The 21,278-nt window shown below is 52.8% G+C and carries 13 protein-coding genes; 8 read left to right on the top strand and 5 right to left on the bottom strand.

Annotated features, from left to right (window positions below; genetic code table 11):
• Window positions 1-371: 371 nt before the first annotated feature.
• Window positions 372-566 carry a hypothetical protein gene (locus tag RIC19_RS07465; RefSeq protein WP_350177679.1) on the bottom strand — a complete coding sequence of 65 codons (195 nt, stop codon included), beginning with the start codon at window positions 564-566 and terminating at the stop codon, window positions 372-374.
• 415 nt (window positions 567-981) lie between these two features.
• Here RIC19_RS07465 and RIC19_RS07470 point away from each other — a divergent pair, with 415 nt between their 5' ends.
• Window positions 982-3,123 carry a thioredoxin domain-containing protein gene (locus tag RIC19_RS07470; protein WP_350177680.1) on the top strand — a complete coding sequence of 714 codons (2,142 nt, stop codon included), beginning with the start codon at window positions 982-984 and terminating at the stop codon, window positions 3,121-3,123.
• A 36-nt stretch (window positions 3,124-3,159) separates the two neighbouring features.
• Here the strand turns inward: RIC19_RS07470 and RIC19_RS07475 are convergent, their stop codons facing one another.
• Complete coding sequence (locus RIC19_RS07475) at window positions 3,160-3,849, bottom strand: cell division ATP-binding protein FtsE (protein WP_350177681.1); 690 nt, start codon at window positions 3,847-3,849, stop codon at window positions 3,160-3,162.
• 325 nt (window positions 3,850-4,174) lie between these two features.
• Here RIC19_RS07475 and RIC19_RS07480 point away from each other — a divergent pair, with 325 nt between their 5' ends.
• On the top strand, window positions 4,175-4,570 hold the full coding sequence (locus tag RIC19_RS07480; protein WP_350177682.1) for a cytochrome c maturation protein CcmE domain-containing protein: 396 nt from the start codon (window positions 4,175-4,177) through the stop codon (window positions 4,568-4,570).
• Between the two features lie 23 nt (window positions 4,571-4,593).
• Window positions 4,594-7,578 carry a cytochrome c biogenesis protein CcsA gene (gene ccsA / locus RIC19_RS07485; RefSeq protein WP_350177683.1) on the top strand — a complete coding sequence of 995 codons (2,985 nt, stop codon included), beginning with the start codon at window positions 4,594-4,596 and terminating at the stop codon, window positions 7,576-7,578.
• A gap of 56 nt (window positions 7,579-7,634) precedes the next feature.
• Here ccsA and RIC19_RS07490 read toward each other — a convergent pair whose 3' ends face one another.
• On the bottom strand, window positions 7,635-10,406 hold the full coding sequence (locus RIC19_RS07490) for a putative LPS assembly protein LptD (protein WP_350177684.1): 2,772 nt from the start codon (window positions 10,404-10,406) through the stop codon (window positions 7,635-7,637).
• A 23-nt stretch (window positions 10,407-10,429) separates the two neighbouring features.
• Between RIC19_RS07490 and RIC19_RS07495 the strand changes: the two genes are divergently transcribed.
• Both RIC19_RS07495 and RIC19_RS07500 read left to right on the top strand, forming a co-directional pair.
• Window positions 10,430-11,983: an N-acetylmuramoyl-L-alanine amidase family protein gene (locus RIC19_RS07495; RefSeq protein WP_350177685.1), complete on the top strand. Its 1,554-nt coding sequence runs from the start codon at window positions 10,430-10,432 to the stop codon at window positions 11,981-11,983.
• A 75-nt stretch (window positions 11,984-12,058) separates the two neighbouring features.
• On the top strand, window positions 12,059-13,096 hold the full coding sequence (locus tag RIC19_RS07500) for an MlaD family protein (protein ID WP_350177686.1): 1,038 nt from the start codon (window positions 12,059-12,061) through the stop codon (window positions 13,094-13,096).
• Here the strand turns inward: RIC19_RS07500 and RIC19_RS07505 are convergent.
• Window positions 13,035-14,450 carry an NAD(P)H-binding protein gene (locus RIC19_RS07505; RefSeq protein ID WP_350177687.1) on the bottom strand — a complete coding sequence of 472 codons (1,416 nt, stop codon included), beginning with the start codon at window positions 14,448-14,450 and terminating at the stop codon, window positions 13,035-13,037. The genes RIC19_RS07500 and RIC19_RS07505 overlap by 62 nt on opposite strands.
• A 262-nt stretch (window positions 14,451-14,712) precedes the next feature.
• On the bottom strand, window positions 14,713-15,204 hold the full coding sequence (gene folK, locus RIC19_RS07510; protein ID WP_350177688.1) for a 2-amino-4-hydroxy-6-hydroxymethyldihydropteridine diphosphokinase: 492 nt from the start codon (window positions 15,202-15,204) through the stop codon (window positions 14,713-14,715).
• A gap of 146 nt (window positions 15,205-15,350) precedes the next feature.
• Between folK and RIC19_RS07515 the strand changes: the two genes are divergently transcribed.
• The 3 genes from RIC19_RS07515 to RIC19_RS07525 all read left to right on the top strand — a co-directional run.
• The gene (locus RIC19_RS07515) at window positions 15,351-15,941 is read left to right on the top strand and encodes a TetR/AcrR family transcriptional regulator (protein ID WP_350177689.1); all 591 of its coding nucleotides are present in this window, start codon (window positions 15,351-15,353) and stop codon (window positions 15,939-15,941) included.
• 119 nt (window positions 15,942-16,060) lie between these two features.
• Entirely contained in the window at window positions 16,061-16,975 is a 915-nt protein-coding gene (locus tag RIC19_RS07520) for an alpha/beta fold hydrolase (RefSeq protein ID WP_350177690.1), read from the top strand.
• A gap of 127 nt (window positions 16,976-17,102) precedes the next feature.
• Window positions 17,103-21,278: CUB domain-containing protein (locus tag RIC19_RS07525; protein ID WP_350177691.1), on the top strand; the 4,176-nt coding region annotated here is incomplete at its 3' end.

Raw genomic sequence — 21,278 nt, forward strand, 5'->3', positions numbered from 1 at the left:
GTGTTGGGATTTTACACTTCGGGCTGCTCTTGCCAAATTTTGTCCTGCTCTTCGTTGTTCTTCGGTCACGTAGCTAAGGCTATGTTCCCTCATCACGCCTTGATCAGAACAAAATTTGGCTGCGTTCGCTCCAAAAGCAAAATCCCAACACGCTCTTAGTAATCGGTCTGCTTATACTTCGTTACCAAAAGCCTTTCCGCTTTTTGAATTCAAAAAGCGGAAAGGCACTCTGGTTTTCGACCTAGAAGACCAAAAATTCCTGAAAGCCAAAGAGGCACCGGTTGTGTAGAGTTTCCTAGTGCAAACTCTATTCAACCGGTGCCTCCTGCCTTATAACTTTTTTGACTTAATACGCCTGGACGATCAGCATTTTATGAATGCTTACGCTGCGCTTTACGGTAAACAAAAAAACCAATCACTGCTACGGACGCCAGGGCCATAGGAATGAAATGGTCCGGTGAAGCCAGGTAATGGAAAAACTGATTCCCCTGCCCTACACCGTGCCCGCCGTGGGCCAGAAGAGTAAGCGGCAACAGAGCCGCGGCAATTGCGATGGACTTCTTCATAGTGCGAATAGATTTTAGATGAATGCAATGATAAAAAAAGGTCGGGTGTGAAAATAGTGATTTTTATCACCCCCTGGCTTACCGAATGTCAAATTACCGTCATTGTGCGTTATTTTATTTCGGAGACCGCGCTAGTAAAAACAATAAAATACGGTCAATCTGAAAGTTAGCTACGTGACTAACCTGTCCGTGTCCCGTCGCCTGTGGGCTTTGGCAACCGGAGACCGTACAAGACTATGGCAGGCGGGAGAACAACGAAGAGCAGGACGGAATTTGGCAAGGGCAGCCCAAAGTGCGAAACCACAACAAACGCTTACCGTCTCTGCCATTAGTTATTCGCCTTCAACAGACAGGCGCATCTGATTTTTTTCATATTTTGCCGGGCCCTGCTAAAATCACTACTACCTAAAATATTATGAACCGGAATACCACCTTCCCCATTATTGCCCAGTCATTGCTTGGTTACAGCTTCATAGGGCTTATCGCCTTACTCTACAGTTGCGGTAGCCCCACTGCAACGCACGAGCATACCAACGCCCTCGTTAACGAAAGCAGCCCCTATCTGCTGCAGCACGCCCACAACCCCGTCAATTGGTACCCCTGGGGAGAGGAAGCCCTGAAAAAAGCAAAAGAAGAAGACAAACTGCTGGTGATCAGCGTAGGCTATGCAGCCTGTCATTGGTGCCATGTGATGGAGCACGAGTCCTTCGAAGACTCCACCGTAGCCCGCATTATGAATGAAAACTTTGTAGCCATTAAGGTGGACCGGGAAGAGCGGCCCGATGTGGACAACATCTACATGACCGCCTGTCAGCTGGCAGCAGAGGGCGGTTGCGGCTGGCCCCTCAATGCCTTCGCTCTGCCTAACGGGCAGCCGGTATGGGCAGGCACCTACTTCCCCAAAGAGGAATGGCTGGAGGTACTGAAGTATTTTTCCGACCTCTATCAAAATGACCGGGGAAAGCTGGAGGAGTATGGGCAACTGCTGGCAGAAGGCATCCAATCGGTCAGCCGCCCCAAACCGCTGGAAGCGGAGGCCAACCTCTCAAAAGAAACCCTGCAGGTCAGTGTCTCCGCCATACTCGCACAGGGCGACCACGTACTGGGCGGTATGCAGGGCGCACCCAAATTCCCATTGCCCTCTGTATTCCGCTTTTTGCTGCGGCAGCACGCCCTTACCGGTCAGGATAGCCTCCTGGCTTTGGTCACCACCACCCTCGATGCTATGAGTACCGGTGGACTTTATGATCCGCTCGGCGGTGGATTCGCCCGCTACGCTACCGACGCACAGTGGCGGGTGCCCCACTTCGAAAAAATGCTTTACGATAATGCACAACTGGTCAGCCTCTACAGCGAGGCTTATCAACTCACGGGCAATGAGGCGTACAAAACGGTACTGGAAGAGACCCTCCTATTTGTCGCCCGGGAAATGACCAGCCCCGAAGGTGGCTTCTATTCCAGCCTCGATGCCGATAGCGAAGGAGAAGAAGGGCTGTTTTATACCTGGACGGCAGAGGAGGTGGAATCTGTGCTGGGTACTGGTAGCGATGCCCGGGTATTCATGGATTACTACAGCTTCCGCCCCGGCGGCAACTGGGAGAGCAGGAACATTTTAATTCAAGATAAAAATGTGCAGAAAATCCTGGATGAGTACCAGCTAACACAGTCTGAGTTAGACCGCTCCATTGAGGGCTCCAAGGCTAAACTCTTTGCCAATCGTGCAGAACGCGTGCGCCCCGGGCTGGACGACAAGCAAGTGACGAGCTGGAACGCGATGATGATCAGCGGCTATGCGGATGCCTATCAAGCCTTGCAGGACCCCACTTACCGCGATGCCGCAGTCAAAGCCGGGCAATTGCTGCGCGACAAGCTCATACAGTCAGACGGGCGCATCCTGCGGACGTACAAAGACGGGCAGGCCAAGATCAATGGGTTTCTGGATGACTATGCTTTTACCATTCAGGCTTTCCTGGACCTGTACGCGATCACCTTTGAAGAAGCCTGGCTGGACCAGGCAACACAGCTGGCCACTTACGCTTTGGAGCACTTCTCTGCCGAAGACAGCCCCATGCTCTATTACACTTCCGACCTGGACCCGGAGCTCATTGCCCGCACGGCGAAAACGGAAGACAACGTTATCCCTTCCGGGAATTCGACTATGGGGCGGTCCCTGCTGCACCTGGGCACCTACCTGTACGATACAACCTACACGAACCGGGCGCGGCAAATGCTACAGCGTATGGCCGGAGAGATGGCACAGACCACAGCGCCCTCTTACTTTTCCAATTGGATGAGCCTGTACAGTGAACTTGCCTTCCCTCTTTACGAAGTGGCGGTAGTGGGCGCTGATTATGCTGAAAAGCGGCAAGCCTTGCAGCAGGAATACCTGCCCAATGCATTATTCCTGGGCGGCGCTGAAGAGGGCAGCCTTGAATTGCTCAAAGGGAAACTACAGGAAGGGGAAACTTTTATTTACGTCTGCCAGAATAAGGTCTGCCAGCTACCTGTACAAGAAGCAGAGGCGGCCATTCGGCAAATGCAGGGCAACAGCAGGTAAGAAAACCCGGCTGCACAGTGTGAACCGGTCGGATGGCTATACTTCAAACCCCTCTTCATCAACCACTTTACCATTGATGCAGCGGATAATCCGTGCGGGAAAACTTTCAATAATGCGGTAGTCGTGCGTGGCAAAAAGCACCGCAGTGTCGTTGTCTTGCGCCAGCCGGCGCAATAAGAGCAAGATATCATCGGAGGTTTCCGGGTCGAGGTTGCCCGTGGGCTCGTCAGCGATAAGAAGCTCAGGGGCATTGAGCAGAGCCCGGGCGATGACTACCCGCTGCTGTTCTCCACCCGACAGTTGATGAGGGCGCTTTTGTTCTTTGCCCTGCAGGCCGACCTGTTCGAGCACCTCTTTCATCCGGCTGCGCATTTTGCTTTCGGCTTTCCAGTTGGTGGCCTCAAGCACAAACCGGAGGTTGTCTTCCACCGTCCGGTCGGATAGTAAGTTGAAGTCCTGAAAAACAATACCGAGCTTACGGCGCAGGAGCGGAATGGTTTTCCGGTTCAGTTTTGATAGTTCATAGCCGGCCACTTCGCCTTTACCAGGACCCGGGGGCAATGCACCATACAGGGTCTTCAGCAAACTGGACTTACCGCTACCGGTACGGCCGATGAGGTAGACGAATTCGCCCTTAGTGATGTTCAGGGAGACTCCACTGAGCACCTGATGATCCATTTGCGCTACCGCTAAGTCTTTTAAGTTGACGATAATCCGTTCGTTCATATGCAGGGTTGTGGATGAGGGTTGACCGGCGCTTTTGAAAGTGCTTCCCTTCTATTTTCCTCCCAAAGATAAGTATTGCGATCGGAGTGCGGCGTATTCGCTTTTGAAAATTGAGATTTTAGGAATTCGAGGGGGCCATTCTTTGACCACCAACTGCAGCCTGTCATTTTCTGACAAAAATCATCCCCAAAAACAGACCCCTTGCCTACCTTTGCACAATTGACAAGTTTTTGACTATGCCAGGCTAGCGAAACGGAACAAACAAATGCTATGTTTGTATTCATTGTAACCTTTGGCATTAAACTACAGACAAACTGCAAGCGTCATGAAAAAAATATATATCATCGCGATCATCATGGTGGGCGTCGCTATTGTCATGCTGACAAGCGCAGCAGATGACATGAGCACTTATGCCACTTTTGCTGATGCCCAACACAGCGGTGAGCGTGTGAAGATTACAGGGCAGCTCTCTAAGGATAAAGAAATGTATTACAACCCGGAGGAAGACCCCAATTACTTCAGCTTTTACATCAAAGATGCTGAGGGAGATGAGCGCAAAGTGGTACTGCTTTCCGAAAAGCCACAGGATTTTGAGCTTTCCGAACAGATCGTACTGACCGGTTCGATGAAAGGAGACGAATTTGTGGCAACCGATATGCTGATGAAGTGCCCCTCCAAATACAAAGACGAAGAAGTTTACATCAAAAGTGAAGCAGGATAAACCCTGCTTACTGGCTGATTCAAATGAACCCCGAAGTCTCCGGTAGTCTTCGGGGTTTGCTGCACTCTGCCGATAGCAAAGAAGCGCCACTGCCGGCAGTGGGCCCTTTAATTTTCGATCAACGATTATATTCCATGCAAGACATTCAGTACGTAGGCGAACACTTAATTCCCGGGCACATCGGCCAGATGGCCATCATGCTCGGTTTCTCTGCGGCATTGCTCTCTACTATCGCCTATTTCTTTGCCACTCAACGCCGAGATCGGGTAGCGGAGGCCGCCAACTGGCTGCGCATCGGCCGGTTTTCTTTCCTGTTGCACGGCATCGCCATATTCACCCTGATCGGCACGATGTTTTACCTGATGATCAATCAGTACTACGAGTATCAGTACGTGCAGGCCCACGTCTCCGAAGACCTCCCCATGAAGTACATTTTCTCAGCTTTCTGGGAAGGGCAGGAAGGCAGCTTCCTGCTGTGGATGTTCTGGCACATCGTGCTCGGTGCTGTACTGATGGCCACTGGCAAACGTTGGGAAGCCCCTACCCTTTCGCTATTGTCTTCCGTTCAGGTGTTTCTGGGGTCAATGATCCTGGGGGTGTATGTTGGTTTTGGAGACGACCCCATGCGCTTTGGCAGCAATCCCATGATGCTCCTGCGGGATGTGGTAGATGCGCCTATCTTTCAAAGCGCTGACTATGTCTCCCAAATTACGGGTACCGGGCTGAACCCGCTCTTACAGAACTACTGGATGACCATCCACCCGCCAACCCTTTTCCTGGGGTTTGCTTCCACCACTATCCCCTTCGCCTACGCTATAGCAGCCCTTTGGACAAACGAGCACAAATCATGGCTGAAGCCTGCCCTGCGCTGGAGTTTATTCAGCGGCGCTATTCTGGGCATTGGCATTCTGATGGGAGGCGCCTGGGCCTACGAAGCGCTCAGCTTTGGCGGCTACTGGGCCTGGGACCCGGTTGAGAATATGTCGCTCGTGCCCTGGCTCTTCCTGATCGCCGGTATTCATACCAACTTGATTGCCAATGCGACCGGGCACTCCATCCGCAGCACGCACGTCTTCTACTCCCTGACTTTCATCTTCATCCTCTATTCCACCTTCCTCACCCGAAGTGGTGTACTGGGGGACACTTCCGTCCACGCCTTCACCGAGATGGGGCTGGAAACCCAGTTAATCTTACTGATCGGTTTCTACGTCTTGCTGGCAGCAGTGCTGATTGGCAAACGGTATGGCAGTATTCCTTCGCCTAAAAAAGAAGAAGCGACCGCTTCCCGGGAGTTCTGGATGTTTATCGGCTCCCTGGTCCTCCTGTTTTCGGGGCTGATCATTTCCGCTTCCACTTCTCTGCCGGTTTACAATAAAATCATGACGTACTTCGACCCGAACTACATCGGGCGCGTCATCACCGACCCCATACCGCATTACAACAAATATCAGATCTGGATTGCCGTCTTTATCAGCTTACTGTCCGGCATTAGTCAGTACTTACGGTTTCGGGAGCACAATTTCGGCACGCAGCTGCGCAAATTTGGCGCACATACCGGGGCGGCTATCGCCATCTCCGGCCTGCTCACTTACCTGACCACGCTTTGGATCGAAATGAGCGCCTGGCAATACACCACGATGTTATTCTTTGGCTGGTTTACGGTAGTCACTAATGTCGATCACCTCTTCACCTCCGGCAAAGCCCAACTCAAAATGGCGGGTTCAGCTGTATCGCATGTCGGCTTCGGGCTCATGATCATCGGTATTCTGGCCTCCGGGCTCAATCAGGAAGTGATTTCCAACAATACCTTCGTCATGGAAGGCCTCATTGAAGGAGCGACAGAAGATCAGCTCCGCAAGAACGTCATCCTCTTCAAGGACTCGCCTTTGATTATGGGCGACTACGAAGTGACTTATGTCTCAGATACGGTAAGCCAGTTTTCCCGCACCTTTACCGTGAATTACAAGCGACGGGACGCCTCCGGAGAGGTAGTCGAAGAGTTTAACCTCTACCCCAATATCCTTTACGATAAGTCTTTTACCAAAGTCGCAGCTTCCAATCCTTCTACCAAGCGCTACCTCGACCGGGATATTTTCACGCATATTGCCTCTTTGCCCCGGGTGGAAATTGACATGGAATACCGCAAGAACCGGGAAGACAGCCTCAACTACAAAGTGCACGAAGCCCTGATTGGGGAGACTGTCACTTTTCAGGACACAGTGCCGATCCGGGATCAGGACACCTTCTATGTAAAGCGGTTCCGGGCAGAGCTGGTCAGCATAGACCGGGATCCGTCCCATCCGGACTACACCCGGGAGGAAGGCGATCTGCCAATAGGTGCCACCCTCCGTATTCAGCGCATGGATGAAAAGGAAACCCACACAGTTCAGCCGGTATTGGTCCTGCGCGGGCAGATGCTCTACAGCTACCCGGTACAGATCAATGACATCAGCACAAAAGTACGCCTGAGCGAAGGCATCTTTGACGCTGTGTTTGGTAGAGAAGTCAACATGGAATACCAGCCTTTCACATTCAAGGAAGGAAATCAGATCACTTACAATGGCCACACCATACAGTTTGCAGGCTTCAACCGGAATCCGGAGCACGAATCCTATGAGGCTCAGGAAGAAGACATTGCTGTAAGTGCCATGATTAGCATACAGGGGAAAGACGGCCAATCCTATATGGCACAGCCGCTTTACCTCATCCGGGGCAGCCGCCCGTTAAACCTGAAGGATGAGGTGCCGGAACTGGGGCTGCACTTCCGCTTCACCGGCATTGATCCGGAAAATGAAACTGTAGAAGTGATGATCGGGCAGGCAGAAACCGGTGCGGAACACCCTATCCCCTTTGAGGTCGCTACCGATTCCCTACGGGCAGACTATATTGTTCTGGAAGCAATCAAGTTCCCCGGCATCAACCTGTTCTGGATCGGCTCCCTGATGATGATGGTTGGCTTGTTCATCAGCATGCTCTTCCGCCTGCGGCAGCGGCGGCAGATAGCATAGGTAAAAGTCGGAAATTGTGAAGTGCGGAAACTGGAGATATTCCAGTTTCCGCATTCCTAGAACTGCCCTCGCCCATCCCCGTTCGTTCGATTGTAGGGGATATTGAGGAAATCTAAAGAGCCCGGCTTTACCCGGATAAAAAAGCTGTAAGTGCCCCGTAGCGGCTGCCAGTTAGCGCCTGCTTCCCAGCAGTGCAGGTCGCGGCTAAAACCAACCGAAGGGTAAGTGATCCCCTTGCGCACAAAGTCATAACCAAAGTTGCCGACATTAATGAACCAATTGGGCGTCAGCTGAATGCTACCGCTACAGTTAATCGTGTTCGTAGCAATAAAAAAGGTGTCGCGGCCATCCGGCATGCCTTCCCAGTTGAGCGACAGGTTGTGACTGATGCGGAAATTCTCAAACAGGCTCAGGAAATCCTTTTCTTCCACACGCTGTAAGCCGTTCTGCTGTCGTTCCAGCTCGGCCTGAGCGTCATACACTTCCTCCTCCTTTTCGCCTTTAAATAACGCCCGTATTTTACCTACGGTCAGGTTGGTATTGAACCGGGCCGTCGCCTGATCAAAGCGCAGGAGTTTATTTTCGGTTTCCCATAGCAAGTCATTCACCCGGCGCCCGTTTTCGTTGACGCGATAGGGGTCGAAGGTTGCCCGCAAGCCCACCGTGGTCATCCCCTTGAACATACGGGTGGTACCCGAAATATTGACCGGGCTCCATTTCAAAGAGTCGGCCGCGAAGTTGTAATTGCCCGAAACGATGATGTTGTCAAAGAGCTTGAGTTTTTGTTCGGTAGAGTCCTTTTTGGAGAAGTACTTGGCCTCGAAGATGTTATTCAGGCTGTAGCCCATGCTCATCTGTTGCCCGGCGGTAGACGGGCTGCCAAAAATACCGCCCTGGAAGATAGAGTACGAATCAAACTCGTCGCGGGTCCTGGGGTCTCTCACCTCACGGAAATAACCGAGGTCGGGGTCGGTATAATCCGGGGTATACCCAAAGGAAATGCTCGGCTTCATGACGTGGCGTATGCCCCTCAGCCAACCCTGCCCGAAGCGCATGGTACCGAAGATCTGTGTATTCAGGCTCACGCTGGCATTGAATTGCCGGTAGGCTTCAAAGCCAGATACCTGCCGCTCCGCTATTTCACCGTAGGAAACGGTATCTACTAAAACTTTACCGCCGGTAGAGAGGGTGTCCAATTCCAGGATAGTCGGGTCAAAGTCCCGGCGCAGGGTGCGCAGGTACCACACCTCATCGTAATTGACTGAGGGGTTCAGGTTGAAATACTTGAGCACCTTGAAGGAAGTACCGAGGTTGGCCCGCTGCTGCATACCAAACTGCGCGTTCTCAATGGTCTCTTGAGTGAAGAGCGTGGAATCTTTGGCCTGAAAGCGGTTGCGCGCCTCAGCGTCATAGCGGAAAGTAATCGCCTCATACCACTTCTCAGGGCCCGTTCGGTTTTTGCGCTTAAAGGGGTTTATGGCCTGCGTCTGGAAACGCACATTCGGGAAGCTCACCGTCACATCCCCGGTATTGGAGTTTTGGTTGTGGCTGAAGGAAGCCGTCAGGTTGATGGGTTTGTCCCGCCAGTTTTTACGAAAGTTGAGGTTAGACCGCAACTGATTTTCCAGAACCCGCTGATCATTGAAAACCCGCTGCTGGTAATTATTGCTCTGAATATTAATCGAGCCGCCGAAGTTGATGGTCGGGTGAGCGGATTGCGCCTGTTGGTGGCTCCACTGAAAAAGAAAAGACTTAGGCCGGGAGATATTGCCCTCCAGGTCTTCGCTCCGACGCACATCGTATCCGATATTGAAGTTGCCGTTGTACTTGTAGCGCTTGTTGTAGTTGGAGAGCGCATTGATGCCCCAGGTCCCCTTCAGGTAGATATTGCCGGTCAGCGATAAGTTAAAATGGTCGCCCAGGGGGAAGTACCAGCCGATGCCTTCCAAACCAAAGCCCCATTGAGGAGAGTACTGATAGTCTCTCGGGAATAGCAGCCCGGTCGTTCGCCCCTGCGGGATGGGGAAGAAACCAAACGGCAGCCAAACCGGGGTGGGCACGTTCATGATTTCCAAATTGGAAGGTCCGACTATCACCATTTTATTCGGGATGACCTTTTGCTTTTGGCTGCGGATGCCAAAGTGTGGCTCATCGTGGGTACAGGTTGTAAAAATAGCATTGGAGCTGTACACCACATTCTGATCCTCTTCCGTGCTGTCACGGGCTTCCTGAGTAATAAATTTCGACTTTTTGCCCCGCACCACCACATCATTCTGAGTTGTAACCACATCGTAGACCACCCCTTTTTTCGTAGAAAAGTTGTACCGCATGCTGTCAGCCGTAAAGGTTTGGCTGGCATCTGAAAACTCAGGCAGGCCAGCGGGTTGACCGAGGCTGTCCGGCATACCGGAAGCCGTAACGATATTGGTTTGCCAATCGAAAATAATATGTGCGGCTTTCAGGTTGATGCTGGTATAGCCTACCTCCGCCTCACCGTATAAGTGGACCCGCTGATTGGCAATATCATAAATCATGGAATCAACTGCGGAGTACTGAACGGGAGCATCGAGTGAGTCTTTGGAGAAAGAAATTTCCCTGGATTTTGCGGGCCTGGGCAACAAGGTATCCGCTGGCAGCGTATCTAAAGGGGCGGCTATTCCAGCGGTATCCATCAGCAACGTTTCCCGGGGAGCCGCTACTACGGCACTATCCACCTGCATCTTGGCTGAGGGCGGTCGATTATCGCGCTCATTTACAGGTACCTGTGCCTGTAAATTAGGCAGGCTGCACAGGAGGAATACAATAATTATTGGTAACTTTGTCTTCAAGGATACAATTCTAAGTTGTGCTTATGACGAAAGCGGTAACTTTCCTACCAACGCTACTTCTACTCGCTTTGCCGTTTACCGGCACCGGGTTTAACTTTTCATTATCCTTTCCGGTGCCAGTCATGGCGGATGCAGCATCCTGTCTGGTACAGCCGGAAATGGGCTGCGCCGGAATCAGGCGCGGCAAAGTTATAAAACCTGCCAGATTATCAGAGGATTTCTCGCAAGGGATACCACTCCCTGTGCATGCTTTTATGCCTCCAGCCCATTTACTCGCTGATTACCGCATCAAAACCGTGGTGATTGACCCTGGCCACGGCGGGCATGATCCGGGCTGCCTCGGGGGCAACTCCCGCGAAAAGCACCTCGCTCTGGCCATCAGCCTGCGCCTGGCGCAGGAGTTGCGTACGCACTATCCTGGCCTAAACGTTATGCTGACCCGCGACTCGGATGTATTCATCCCACTGCACGAGCGGGCAGCTATTGCCAATCGGAATGACGCGGACCTGTTTATCTCCATTCACTGCAACTATATGCCAGGCTCTTCGGCTACTCAGGGCAGCGAAACCTACGTCATGGGGCTGCATACCGCCGAGCACAACCTTAAAGTGGCTAAACGGGAGAACGCCGCGATTTTGCTGGAGGAAAACTACGAGGCCAATTACGATTACGACCCTAACTCGCCGGAAGGGCACATCATGCTCAATATGTTCCAAAGCGCTTATCTGGAGCAAAGTATCTTATTTGCTGAAAAAGTAGAGGGGCACTTTGCCAGGGCCAACCGCAAAAGCCGGGGGGTCAAACAAGCCGGATTTGTGGTGCTTAAAGAAACCACCATGCCCAGTGTACTGGTAGAGACTGGTTTTCTGAGCAACCGGGCAGAAGAGGCCTACCTGATGACAGAGGAAGGGCAATCTATTGTTGCGAGCTCTATGCTGGCGGCTTTTGAAGACTACCGCAGGCACGTCGAGAACAGCCCGGAAGCCCGCCCGTTAGCGGCAGCACCCGTATCGGTACCAGTAAAAATCCTTCCGGAAGAGGAACAACCGGAAACAAGACAATCTGCTGTTGCCGACCCGCCACCGCTATCCACGGGGCGCTACCTCGTGGCCCGTTCCCCGGATGCGCCCCCCACGGAACAGTACTACTCCGAACAGCACACCCTGGCAGAAAACTCCGCACAGCCGCGCACCCGGCCTGAGCAGGTAGAAGTAAAGCCCGAACCTTCCATACAGTCTTTAACGCCACAGCCTCAAACAGCAAATGCGCAAAGCCCGCTGCTCCGGGAGGCTAGTTTGGACGACCTCGGGATCAGCTTGCACGTACAATTGGCAGCCGCCGTAAAGCCCCTCGATACTTCCCAACCAAAATGGGACAATACGGGCTATCTGATCGAAGTCCTTCGGGAAGGCGATTATTACAAATACCAGGCCAAGAACTTTACTTCTCTCCGCCATGCGTACCAGGCGCAGCAATTCCTGGAGCGCAGAGGTTTCCCAGGTGCTTTCATTGTAGCCTACCGCAATGGAGAACGTATCTCGATCGATGAAGTGCAGCAAGTATTTGGCACCCCTTAAGGCGAAGTAAACGCTCGAAAATTATCGTTTTCCCCCAAAGGGCTATACCTTTGCCACGCTTAAACTCAAACGACCATGTCAAACGAAGTAAAGGTAGGTCTGCTCGCTATTGCGGCGATCGCTGTTTCTTACTGGGGTTATAAATTCATTATGGGCAAAAATGTCTTGCTCAAGTCCAATACCTATAAGGTCTACTACCCCAAGGTAGACCGCATGCAGGTGGGCACGCAGGTGTTTATCAACGGGGTACCGGTGGGCAGTGTGGCAAAGGTAGCCTTGCTCAATGACGTCGACCGTACGGTTGAGGTTGTCCTGGACCTCATCCCCGAGATGACCATCCCGAAGGATACCCGCGCGGTGATCGAATCCACCGGTTTCATGGGCGGCAAAGCCATTAAATTGATGTACGACAAGCCCTGTTCCGGTGACGACTGCGCCGAGCCCGGAGACACCCTCGAAGGCGAATTTAAAGGCTTGCTGGACTCTATGGTCGGAGAGGAAGCCGTGGGCGATTACGCTACGGTCCTGCAAAAAAGCTTACAGCGTATTGTAGACACCCTCAACTATGCCCTCCTGAGTGAGAATAGTCAGTCGCCCATTGCCAAAACCATACGCAACCTCGACGCCACTATGGCGAACCTTAACTCCTCCACCGCTCAGCTCGACCAAATGTTGAGGCGGTCCTCAGGGAATATACAGGCCTCGCTTGCAAGCGTAGAATCCATCACAGGTAATTTGGAAAGGAACAACGCCAGAATTTCGGCTATCATCGCCAATGCCGACAGCCTAAGCAGTCAGCTCGTTGCAGCTGATCTGCAAAAGACGGTAAACGAAGTGAACACTTCCATACAGGAACTTAGAGGCACACTCGAAAATGCCAACAAAGCGATTGCTGGCATTTCCGGCGTGGTGGATGGCATTAATGCCGGTGAAGGCACCCTCGGGCAGCTCGTCAAGGACGAAGCCCTCTACCGCAACCTTTCCAACCTGACCCGCGAAGCGGATTCGCTGATTACCGATTTCCAGGACCGCCCCTACCGCTATATGCCGCTTAAGAGCCGTCGGAAAGTGGAACGCTACGACCGTCAGGACCTCCAAGAGACTGGGAATTAAGGTAGCGGCCAAAGTGCCACATTACCCATAGATGAGCCAGCGCCTGTGACAAGTTGTAAAGCACCCAGGGCAGCTTCGGCACAAACTCGTGGATGGCAGCGATGACGTAGCGGCCATCTAGTACACTCCGAAACTCCAGCCATCCGTGGTCCCGGCGCTTCACCAACTGCCCACCAACGATATAAAATAATTGCCGGTTCGCATCACTGCGGTCGGGAATGAACTTCAGGTGCAACAGCTCCACAGGCCCAATGCGGAATACAGACGTCTGCCCACGCTGATCCACTTTCAAAATATACCGGAAATGGCTGGGCAACCAGGTCTGATAACGCCTGGCTACCCATATGGCGGAATGATCGCCCGGATTCGGCAGCCGCTGTACACTACGGACCGTATTTTTTTCTTCCCGTTGCTGCTGCTCCTTCGCTATTGGCAGCGGTGGCACCTGTCTGGCTTGCGCCAATGCCTGTTGTGCAGCGGCTTCAAAACTTTGCTCCGGTAACACCTCCTCCATCAACGGATTCGGGCGTGCCCGCAAGTCCCAGCGCAATGTGGCAACGAGCGGTGAAACCAAAGTAGGGCTCAATCCGGAAAACAAGGCGACCCAAAGACGGGAAAACCCAGGCAAATTGAAAGGCAGAGAGAAGATCCAGCGTTTTTTGCCCTTGAGCCGCGCCACGGTCTTGAGCATATCAAAATAAGTCGTAACCGTTTTACCGCCGATATCGTAGTCGGAGCCGTAGTAATCAGAATTGCCAATGACGTGGTCAATGAGCGCCAGGGTATCCTCAAGCCCGATCGGCTGGGTAGGCGAACAGGTCCATTTGGGGCACAGCATAAGCGGTAAGCGATCAACGAGCTTTTCCATGATACGGAAGGAGGTGCCGCCCGGCCCGACAATGATCCCTGCACGCAGGGTGGTGAGTGGCACGGCAGTACTTTTCAGGGTTTGCTCTACCTCTGCCCGGCTGCGCAGCGGCCGGGAGTCGGGCAATGCCCCATCCGGCAGGATACCACTCAGAAAGACGATCTGTTGCAGCCCATTGGCCTCCGCAGCTCTGACAAAGTTGTCGGCCAGCAGCAAGTCTGTATTATCAAAGGAACCCTGATTGAGACGGGTGGAAGGGCGCATGGAGTGTACCAGGTAAAGCGCAAAGTTGGCGCCCTGAAGAGCTTCCCTGCTGCCGGAAAGGGAGTAAAGATCGACCTGCCGCCACTCTACATTAGTATCTGTCTTTTCCTGGGACATCGTTTTGCGGCTCAGCGCAATGAACCGGTACTTATGCCGGTAGTGATGCATAAACCAGCGACCAATAAAACCAGTAGCTCCAGCGATTGCGACGGTAGGCTTCATAGTCACCAAACGGGGAAGCTGCCATAAGGTTCGCTAAGAGCGTGCTGGGGCTTTTGTCTTCTAGTCGAAAACTAACCATTTTTTGGTTAGACGACCTGCCTGCCAAACGGGGTTGCCAGGAGGCAGGGGCACGAAAACCGGAGTTTAGCCTTAGCTAGATAGCCTGTCCCGCAGTTTGCGGGAAGGATTTTCGGGCCGAAGTGTAAGCAAAAAAGTGTCCCGGCGCACCAGGACAGACCGATTACTAAAGTCCCAACACGCCCTAACCCAGTACGTTGTAGTGGCGGGCGGGCAGCGCATCTTTGCAGATTGCGAAGAGCTCTTGTGTGGTCTTTTTGAGGCGGGGGTGCACAAAGTCGGGCGCGATATCCAGCAATGGAGCAAGGACAAAGTTGCGCTCTTGCAAATGCGGGTGCGGGAGGGTCAGCTGATCACTCTCCCAAATCAGGTCACCGTAGTACAGCATATCAATATCAATCAGCCGCTGCCCCCATTTTTGAACACGTACCCGGCCCATTTGCTCTTCAATATTCAAGATGGTGGAAAGTAGCGCGATGGGATCGAGGCCGGTCTTCATTTCGAGGGCCTGATTCAGGAAATCGGGCTGATCCCTGATGCCCCAGGCGGCGGTCTCAAAAATCTGAGAAGCTTTGGTAACGGTCCCAACGCTTTTCATCAATACGGCAACCGCCCGCTCCAGATTTGCGAGGCGGTCCCCCTGATTGCTGCCTGTGTGTAGAAATACCCTTTGCATAATAGCGCGAAGGTAAAACTTTATCCAGCTTAGACAAATTCGGAATCAAATGAGCGGATTATTCACAGATACTTCAAGAATATCTGCCCAGGCATTGCAATTTCAGACCGATCGGTTTATTTTTGCACCCATAACATCCATCAATTATGTCAAAATCAGACCGCACCCGGCAGCAAATCATTGAAAAAGCAGCAGCTTTATTTAACCAGAGAGGCTTTGCAGGCACCTCGATGGGAGACATTATAAAAGCGACCGGATTGTCTAAAGGTGGCGTATATGGCAACTTCTCCAGCAAAGAAGATATTGCAGTGGCCGCTTTCCAGCATGCCGTAGAGCAGGTACATCAGCAGGTGCGGGCCCGCACACGGGTCATTGAGCACCCTATAGACAAGCTCAAGGCGGTGGTCTACTTTTACAAAGAGCACGCCGCCCAGCCTCCAATCGAAGGCGGGTGCCCTATACAGAATACGGCTATTGAAGCTGATGATGGCAACCTGTTGCTCCGCGAGCACGCCATTAAGGCCGTCGGAATATGGCATAGCCGCATTGCAGAGACGATAAAAAACGGGCAGCATCAGGGGCAAATTCATGCGGATGCCTCGGCGGAAGACTTTGCGACCCAGTTTATTGCAACCCTAGAAGGTGGCATCATGCTGGCTCAACTGCACAAAGACAGCCACTATTTCAACCCGGTTGCCCAGCTTTTGCTGCAAATGATTGAACAGCTTCAACCTTAAAAGCGTGTTGGGACTTTAGTAATCGGTCTGGAAACTGTAATGGCCAATCAAAAAAATGCTAGTTTTCGACTGGAAGACCAAAATCCCAACACGCTCTAAATCTCCTAAACACACCCTACATGCCGGTTACGAAAGATATTCGCTACCTCTCCTCTGACTACCAGGACCCCTCTCCGGAGCAGCCTGTCCGTTATCCCCCTGTTCTAAAGTTGATCCGGTTCTTTTTCGGGACCTTAGGTTACCTGTTCCCCAAGCCGATGGCTAAACTCGCCTACCGTTTTTTCTCTACCCCCCGCATCCGGGCGCACCACAAAACCAGCGATGAACTACTGGAAAGTGCGCGGTTGTTCGAATTCATGTACGGCAAGCAGCTGCTCAAAGGGTATGAATGGGGCTACGGCGGGCGCACCATACTACTGGTACACGGTTGGGAATCGCGGGGCACTGCGCTACGCACTTTCGTCCCCCCGCTGTTGGAAAAAGGCTATCGGGTAGTGGCTTTTGACGGGCCCGCCCACGGCAACTCCGATGGTAAAAGAACGAACCTGCCCCACTTTGGCGGTGCCGTACGCGCCATTATCAATCAAATTGGTGGGGTCCACGGTATTATTACGCATTCTTTCGGAGGCGCCTCAACGGCATTTGCCCTTTCCAATCTTGACCCCTCCATTAAAGTAGAAAAACTAGTGCTGATCGGCGTGCCCGACAAAATGAAAACAGTCCTGAACAACGCCATGCAGACGCTCAAGGTGCCACCGCCTGCTGCCCGGGAGTTCTTCCGGTTTATTGAGCAAAAGGTGAAGTTCCCCGTCCAACATGCGGATACTTCAAGGGCCCATATTTCAGGCAGTGTGGGCAAAGCGCTGATTGTACACGATGAAACCGATGCCATAGTAGCCATTCAGGAAGCACGCTCCATTTTTGAAGCCTGGGAAAACGCCAGTATGCTGATCACAAAAGGCTATGGTCACTATCGGCTGATGAAGAACCCTGACCTCATCCGGGAGGTGGCTGACTTCATTGATGCAGGCTGACCCGACTGCTGTTTTTTGGTCACCGCCCGACCTACTATAGAGGAGAAGGATCAGTAATTTTAAAATTTGATTATTTTTAGCCAAGTTTGGCCCGTTCAGGCCGAAAACAAACATTAACTTGGCAAGCATGAGAATACTGTCCATACTAACTTTACTACTGCTTTTTCAAATCGCACTCTCTGCCCAACCCGCTAACGATGACTGCGACGGGCTAATCGCCCTGGGCAACTTACCCGCCTGCGGCGATGAGATTTACGATAACCTCAACGCCACACCCTCTGATATTGGCGAGGGCAATATCCCTGGTTGCTTTAACGGGGGGAGCGTTGACCGCGACGTGTGGTTTTCCTTTACCACAACCAGTGACATCATAGACGTCACGATCACCCTGCAGGGAGCCACCGACGGCCCCAACGGCAGTATACTCAACCCACAGATCAACGTCTACCGGGGCGAGTGTATGTTTGACGGGCTCGCTGACCTTAGCTTCTGTTCTTCTGCTGCCGATGGAGAAGCCACGGCACAGGTCGACATCATCGGGCTAACCCCCAATACGACTTATTTCATCCGGGTCAATGACTACTCCTCTACCGGTACCCCCAACTCAGGGGATTTCCGTCTTTGTGTGGAAGAGTATGTCCCAGCCATCAACATCGGGGACGAGACCTTTACTTCCGCCTGTTTTGGTACGCTCTACGATTCCGGAGGCCCTGACAGCGATTACGGCAACGGGGAAAACGCCACTTTTACCATCACGCCTGCTACCCTGTTCGAGTGCCTGGAGATCCAAATCCAGGATTTTCAGATTGAAAACAACTTCGACTTTTTAAATATTTACGCCGGCCCCAATACCGGTGGCCCACTCCTGGGCAGCTACACGGGCGGCAGTACCGATCCGATCACCATTCAAACCTCTCAGCCTTCCGTCACCATTCAATTCACATCCGACGGATCGGCTACCTCATCAGGGTTTGAACTGACCTGGAACTGTAGCCCGCTGGGTTGCAGCGGTTCTTCTGCGGATAACCCTACGGTGATCAGTGGGCTTCCTTTCGAAGAAGAGGGGTACACGACCTGCGGGGCTATAGCCACTTTTGCCGAATCGCCCTGCGGACCGACTCCATTCCTCAATGGCCCGGACTATGTATTCGCCTACACTACCGAGGGCGGTTTTTGTGCAGACATAGCGGTCACCGGTGCGGAGGCAGGTACAGGCGTACTCGTACTAGATGGCCCACCACTCGACCCCAACACCAACTGTGTCAGCTTAGGGACCAGTGGTACAGCCTTTGGAGCCAACTTTGAAGACCCGGGTACTTACTTCATTGTGGTCGCCAATGGTACAGGTTGTACCGAGTTTGGCTTGTCCATCACGGAGTCTCCATGTAACCTTGAGCCTTCATTAGTCAATGCCCTGTGCAATCCACTCAATGGCTGCATCACTCCCGATGATCTGCCTTCGGTCTTCACCTTCAATCAGGGTTTCGAAGACGTTGCTTTCAACCCCGGGCTGAATGACGGATGCTGGTTTAACACCGGTTCTGCAAACCCGAATTATTACTGGTTCACGATAGAAGCGCAAGCCGAGGGGCCATTTGGTTTCACCGTGGAAGCAGCCAACCTTCCGGATGAAGATTCAGATATCGACTTTCAGGTGTGGGGGCCTTTCAATAAAGAAGAAGTTTGTGACGACCCTGATTCGATCGTTGAGTTCATAGAAAACAATCAACCGATCCGCTCCTCCTACGCCGGTGGTGCAGACCCTACCGGCCTGGCCAGTATCCACCCGGTAACCGGTATTGAGGTGCTCGATGAATACGATTGTGCGCCGGACCCCAATGGGAACGTAGACGACTTTGCTACCGTTATTGATTGCCAGCCAGGTGAAGTGTACGCCGTGTTGATCAACGACTGGGGCGACAATATAGAGAGCGGAGCCATTTCTGTTGGTTGGGACGCTTCTGACCCGGACGTACTTGCCCCAACGTCTATCGAATTGGTCAATAGCGATACGGCTATTTGCCAGGGGGAAAGTGTTCAGCTGCTGCTGGAAACTTCCGTCAACAACATCACCTGGCTGAAAGACACCACTTCGCTTTCCTGCGACGACTGCCCGGACCCATTGGCCACCCCCACCGAAACCACAGAGTATGTGGCCTTAGTGGATGCGGTGTGCTATCAGGATACCGTGGATGTCCTCGTACAGGTTTACGACCTCGATGCAGGCCCCGATATTACGGTTTGCCGAAATGAAGAAATTCAAATTGTTGCCGGCAGCAACTTCCTCAATGCCGCTTACGAATGGGTACCGCCCGCCGGGCTGAGCCTGAGTTGTACCGAATGCCCTGACCCTTTCATTATCGCGGAAGCGGCCGGGACTTATACCCTTCCGGTCACGCTCCTTGCGGACAATTGCACGCTGGACGATGCCGTTCAGATCACAGTCCTTGATGCCGAAGCTGCCACCATTGAAGTCAGTAACGACCTAGAGATTTGCCTGGGGGAAACGGTATCCGTTGGTGGAGCTGCCACACCCGGGGTAGATTACACCTGGAACGCTTCACCCGGTGGTTTCACTTCAAACGGTGCTGACCCTGCGGTAACTCCTGATACCACCACGACCTATTTCGTGAGTGCACAAAATCAGGAATGCCCTGTGCCCACGCTGGACAGCGTTAAGGTAAATGTTTCCATTCCGCCTGTACTGCTGGTTGGGAATGACACTTCCGTTTGTCAGGGCGACCCGCTAATCCTGGGCAGTGTCCAACCACAGCCCAATGTCAGCTACACCTGGACCGGGCCAGCGAGCATTGCGGACCCGACAGATGCCAATACGGTTATATTCCCGCAAAACGAAGGCACTTATACCCTCACAGCCGTGCGCGGTGCCTGTGAGGAAGTAAGATCTGTAGACGTTGGCATTACCCCCATCAACATAGATATCATTGCCCAGGATACCATCCGGATATGCCGGGGGGAAACCGAACTGGAATTTGCAGCAGACATCGTACCGGCTGATGTGACCCCTACATGGACATCCTCAGCGATAGCCTTTGACACCCTGATTGCCCCCACCATTACTGTAAGCCCGGAAACGGCAACAACCTATTATGCAGAAGTTGCGGTGGGCAGTACCTGCTTCCGGAAAGACTCCGTTTTTGTGGTGGTGGACAGCCTACCCGCAGCGGGCCTGGGCATTATGCCGATTGACACGACCATATGCGAAGGTGAAATCGTAGTCTTCCAGTCGCCGATTTACGAGCCGTCCGATTTCCCGGGCATTAATTTCCAGTGGGGCCCAGACACCGGTCAGGAGACGCCGGACTCCCTTTACAATTTGATCATCACGGGTATCGATACACTGACTTATTTCCGGGAGACCTCCAATGGAGTGTGCGTAGATACCGCCTTTGTCCAGGTGAATGTCAATCCGGTTCCACTCATCACCATTACCCCATCAGACACTACGATTTGCAATGGCAACAGCGTTAATTTCCAAGCCACAGTAGGCGATAACGCTACTTCGTTTGAATGGACGGCAGGTGCCGAACTGCTCAGTTGTACCGATTGCCTGAACCCTTCCACGGGCAGCCTGGACCAAAGTGCCACGTTCAGCCTTGAAGCCTCTGTGGGCAACTGCCCAACGGAAGTCAGCGCCACCGTGAATGTCCTGCAGCCCCCAACCTTTGTGCTGGAGGCATCGCCCATCATTTGCGCAGGTGAAAGTATTCAGCTTATTTTCAATACTGATCCGTTATACGACTACATCTGGACCTCCACCGACCCCGACTTTGGGACGATTCAGGACCCAGCCCTGACGGTCACACCCAACACAACGACCACCTACTTCCTGGTGGCGGGCAATGGCATTTGCCCGGATGTGGAAGATCAGGTGCAAGTGCAGGTGGTAGAAGCGGCCGTCATCAACGCTGTCAATGCTTCTCCGACCGATCTCTGCTCCAACGAGTTGGTGACCTACAGTGCAGATATTGAAAATGCCGTCGAAGATGATCTGTACAGCTGGCTTGACCCAAATGGGGATGAAGTAGCGACCGGTCAAAGCGGAACTTTAGAGCCAACCGTTTCCGGCACCTACACCCTGGTTTACACCAGCATTGCAGGCTGTGGTACGCTCACAGAAACTTTTGACCTGCAGGTCTCGCCCGCCCCAGCCGTTGAACTGGCGAATGACACCACGATTTGCCTCGGGCAATCCGTGCAGCTCAACTTTGCGACCGACGAGAATACCACCTACACCTGGACGTCCACGGACCCGCTGTTCAGCGATTTCAACAACCCGGAG

Source organism: Phaeodactylibacter sp. (genome assembly GCF_040219495.1).
Taxonomy (GTDB): Bacteria; Bacteroidota; Bacteroidia; order Chitinophagales; family Saprospiraceae; genus Phaeodactylibacter.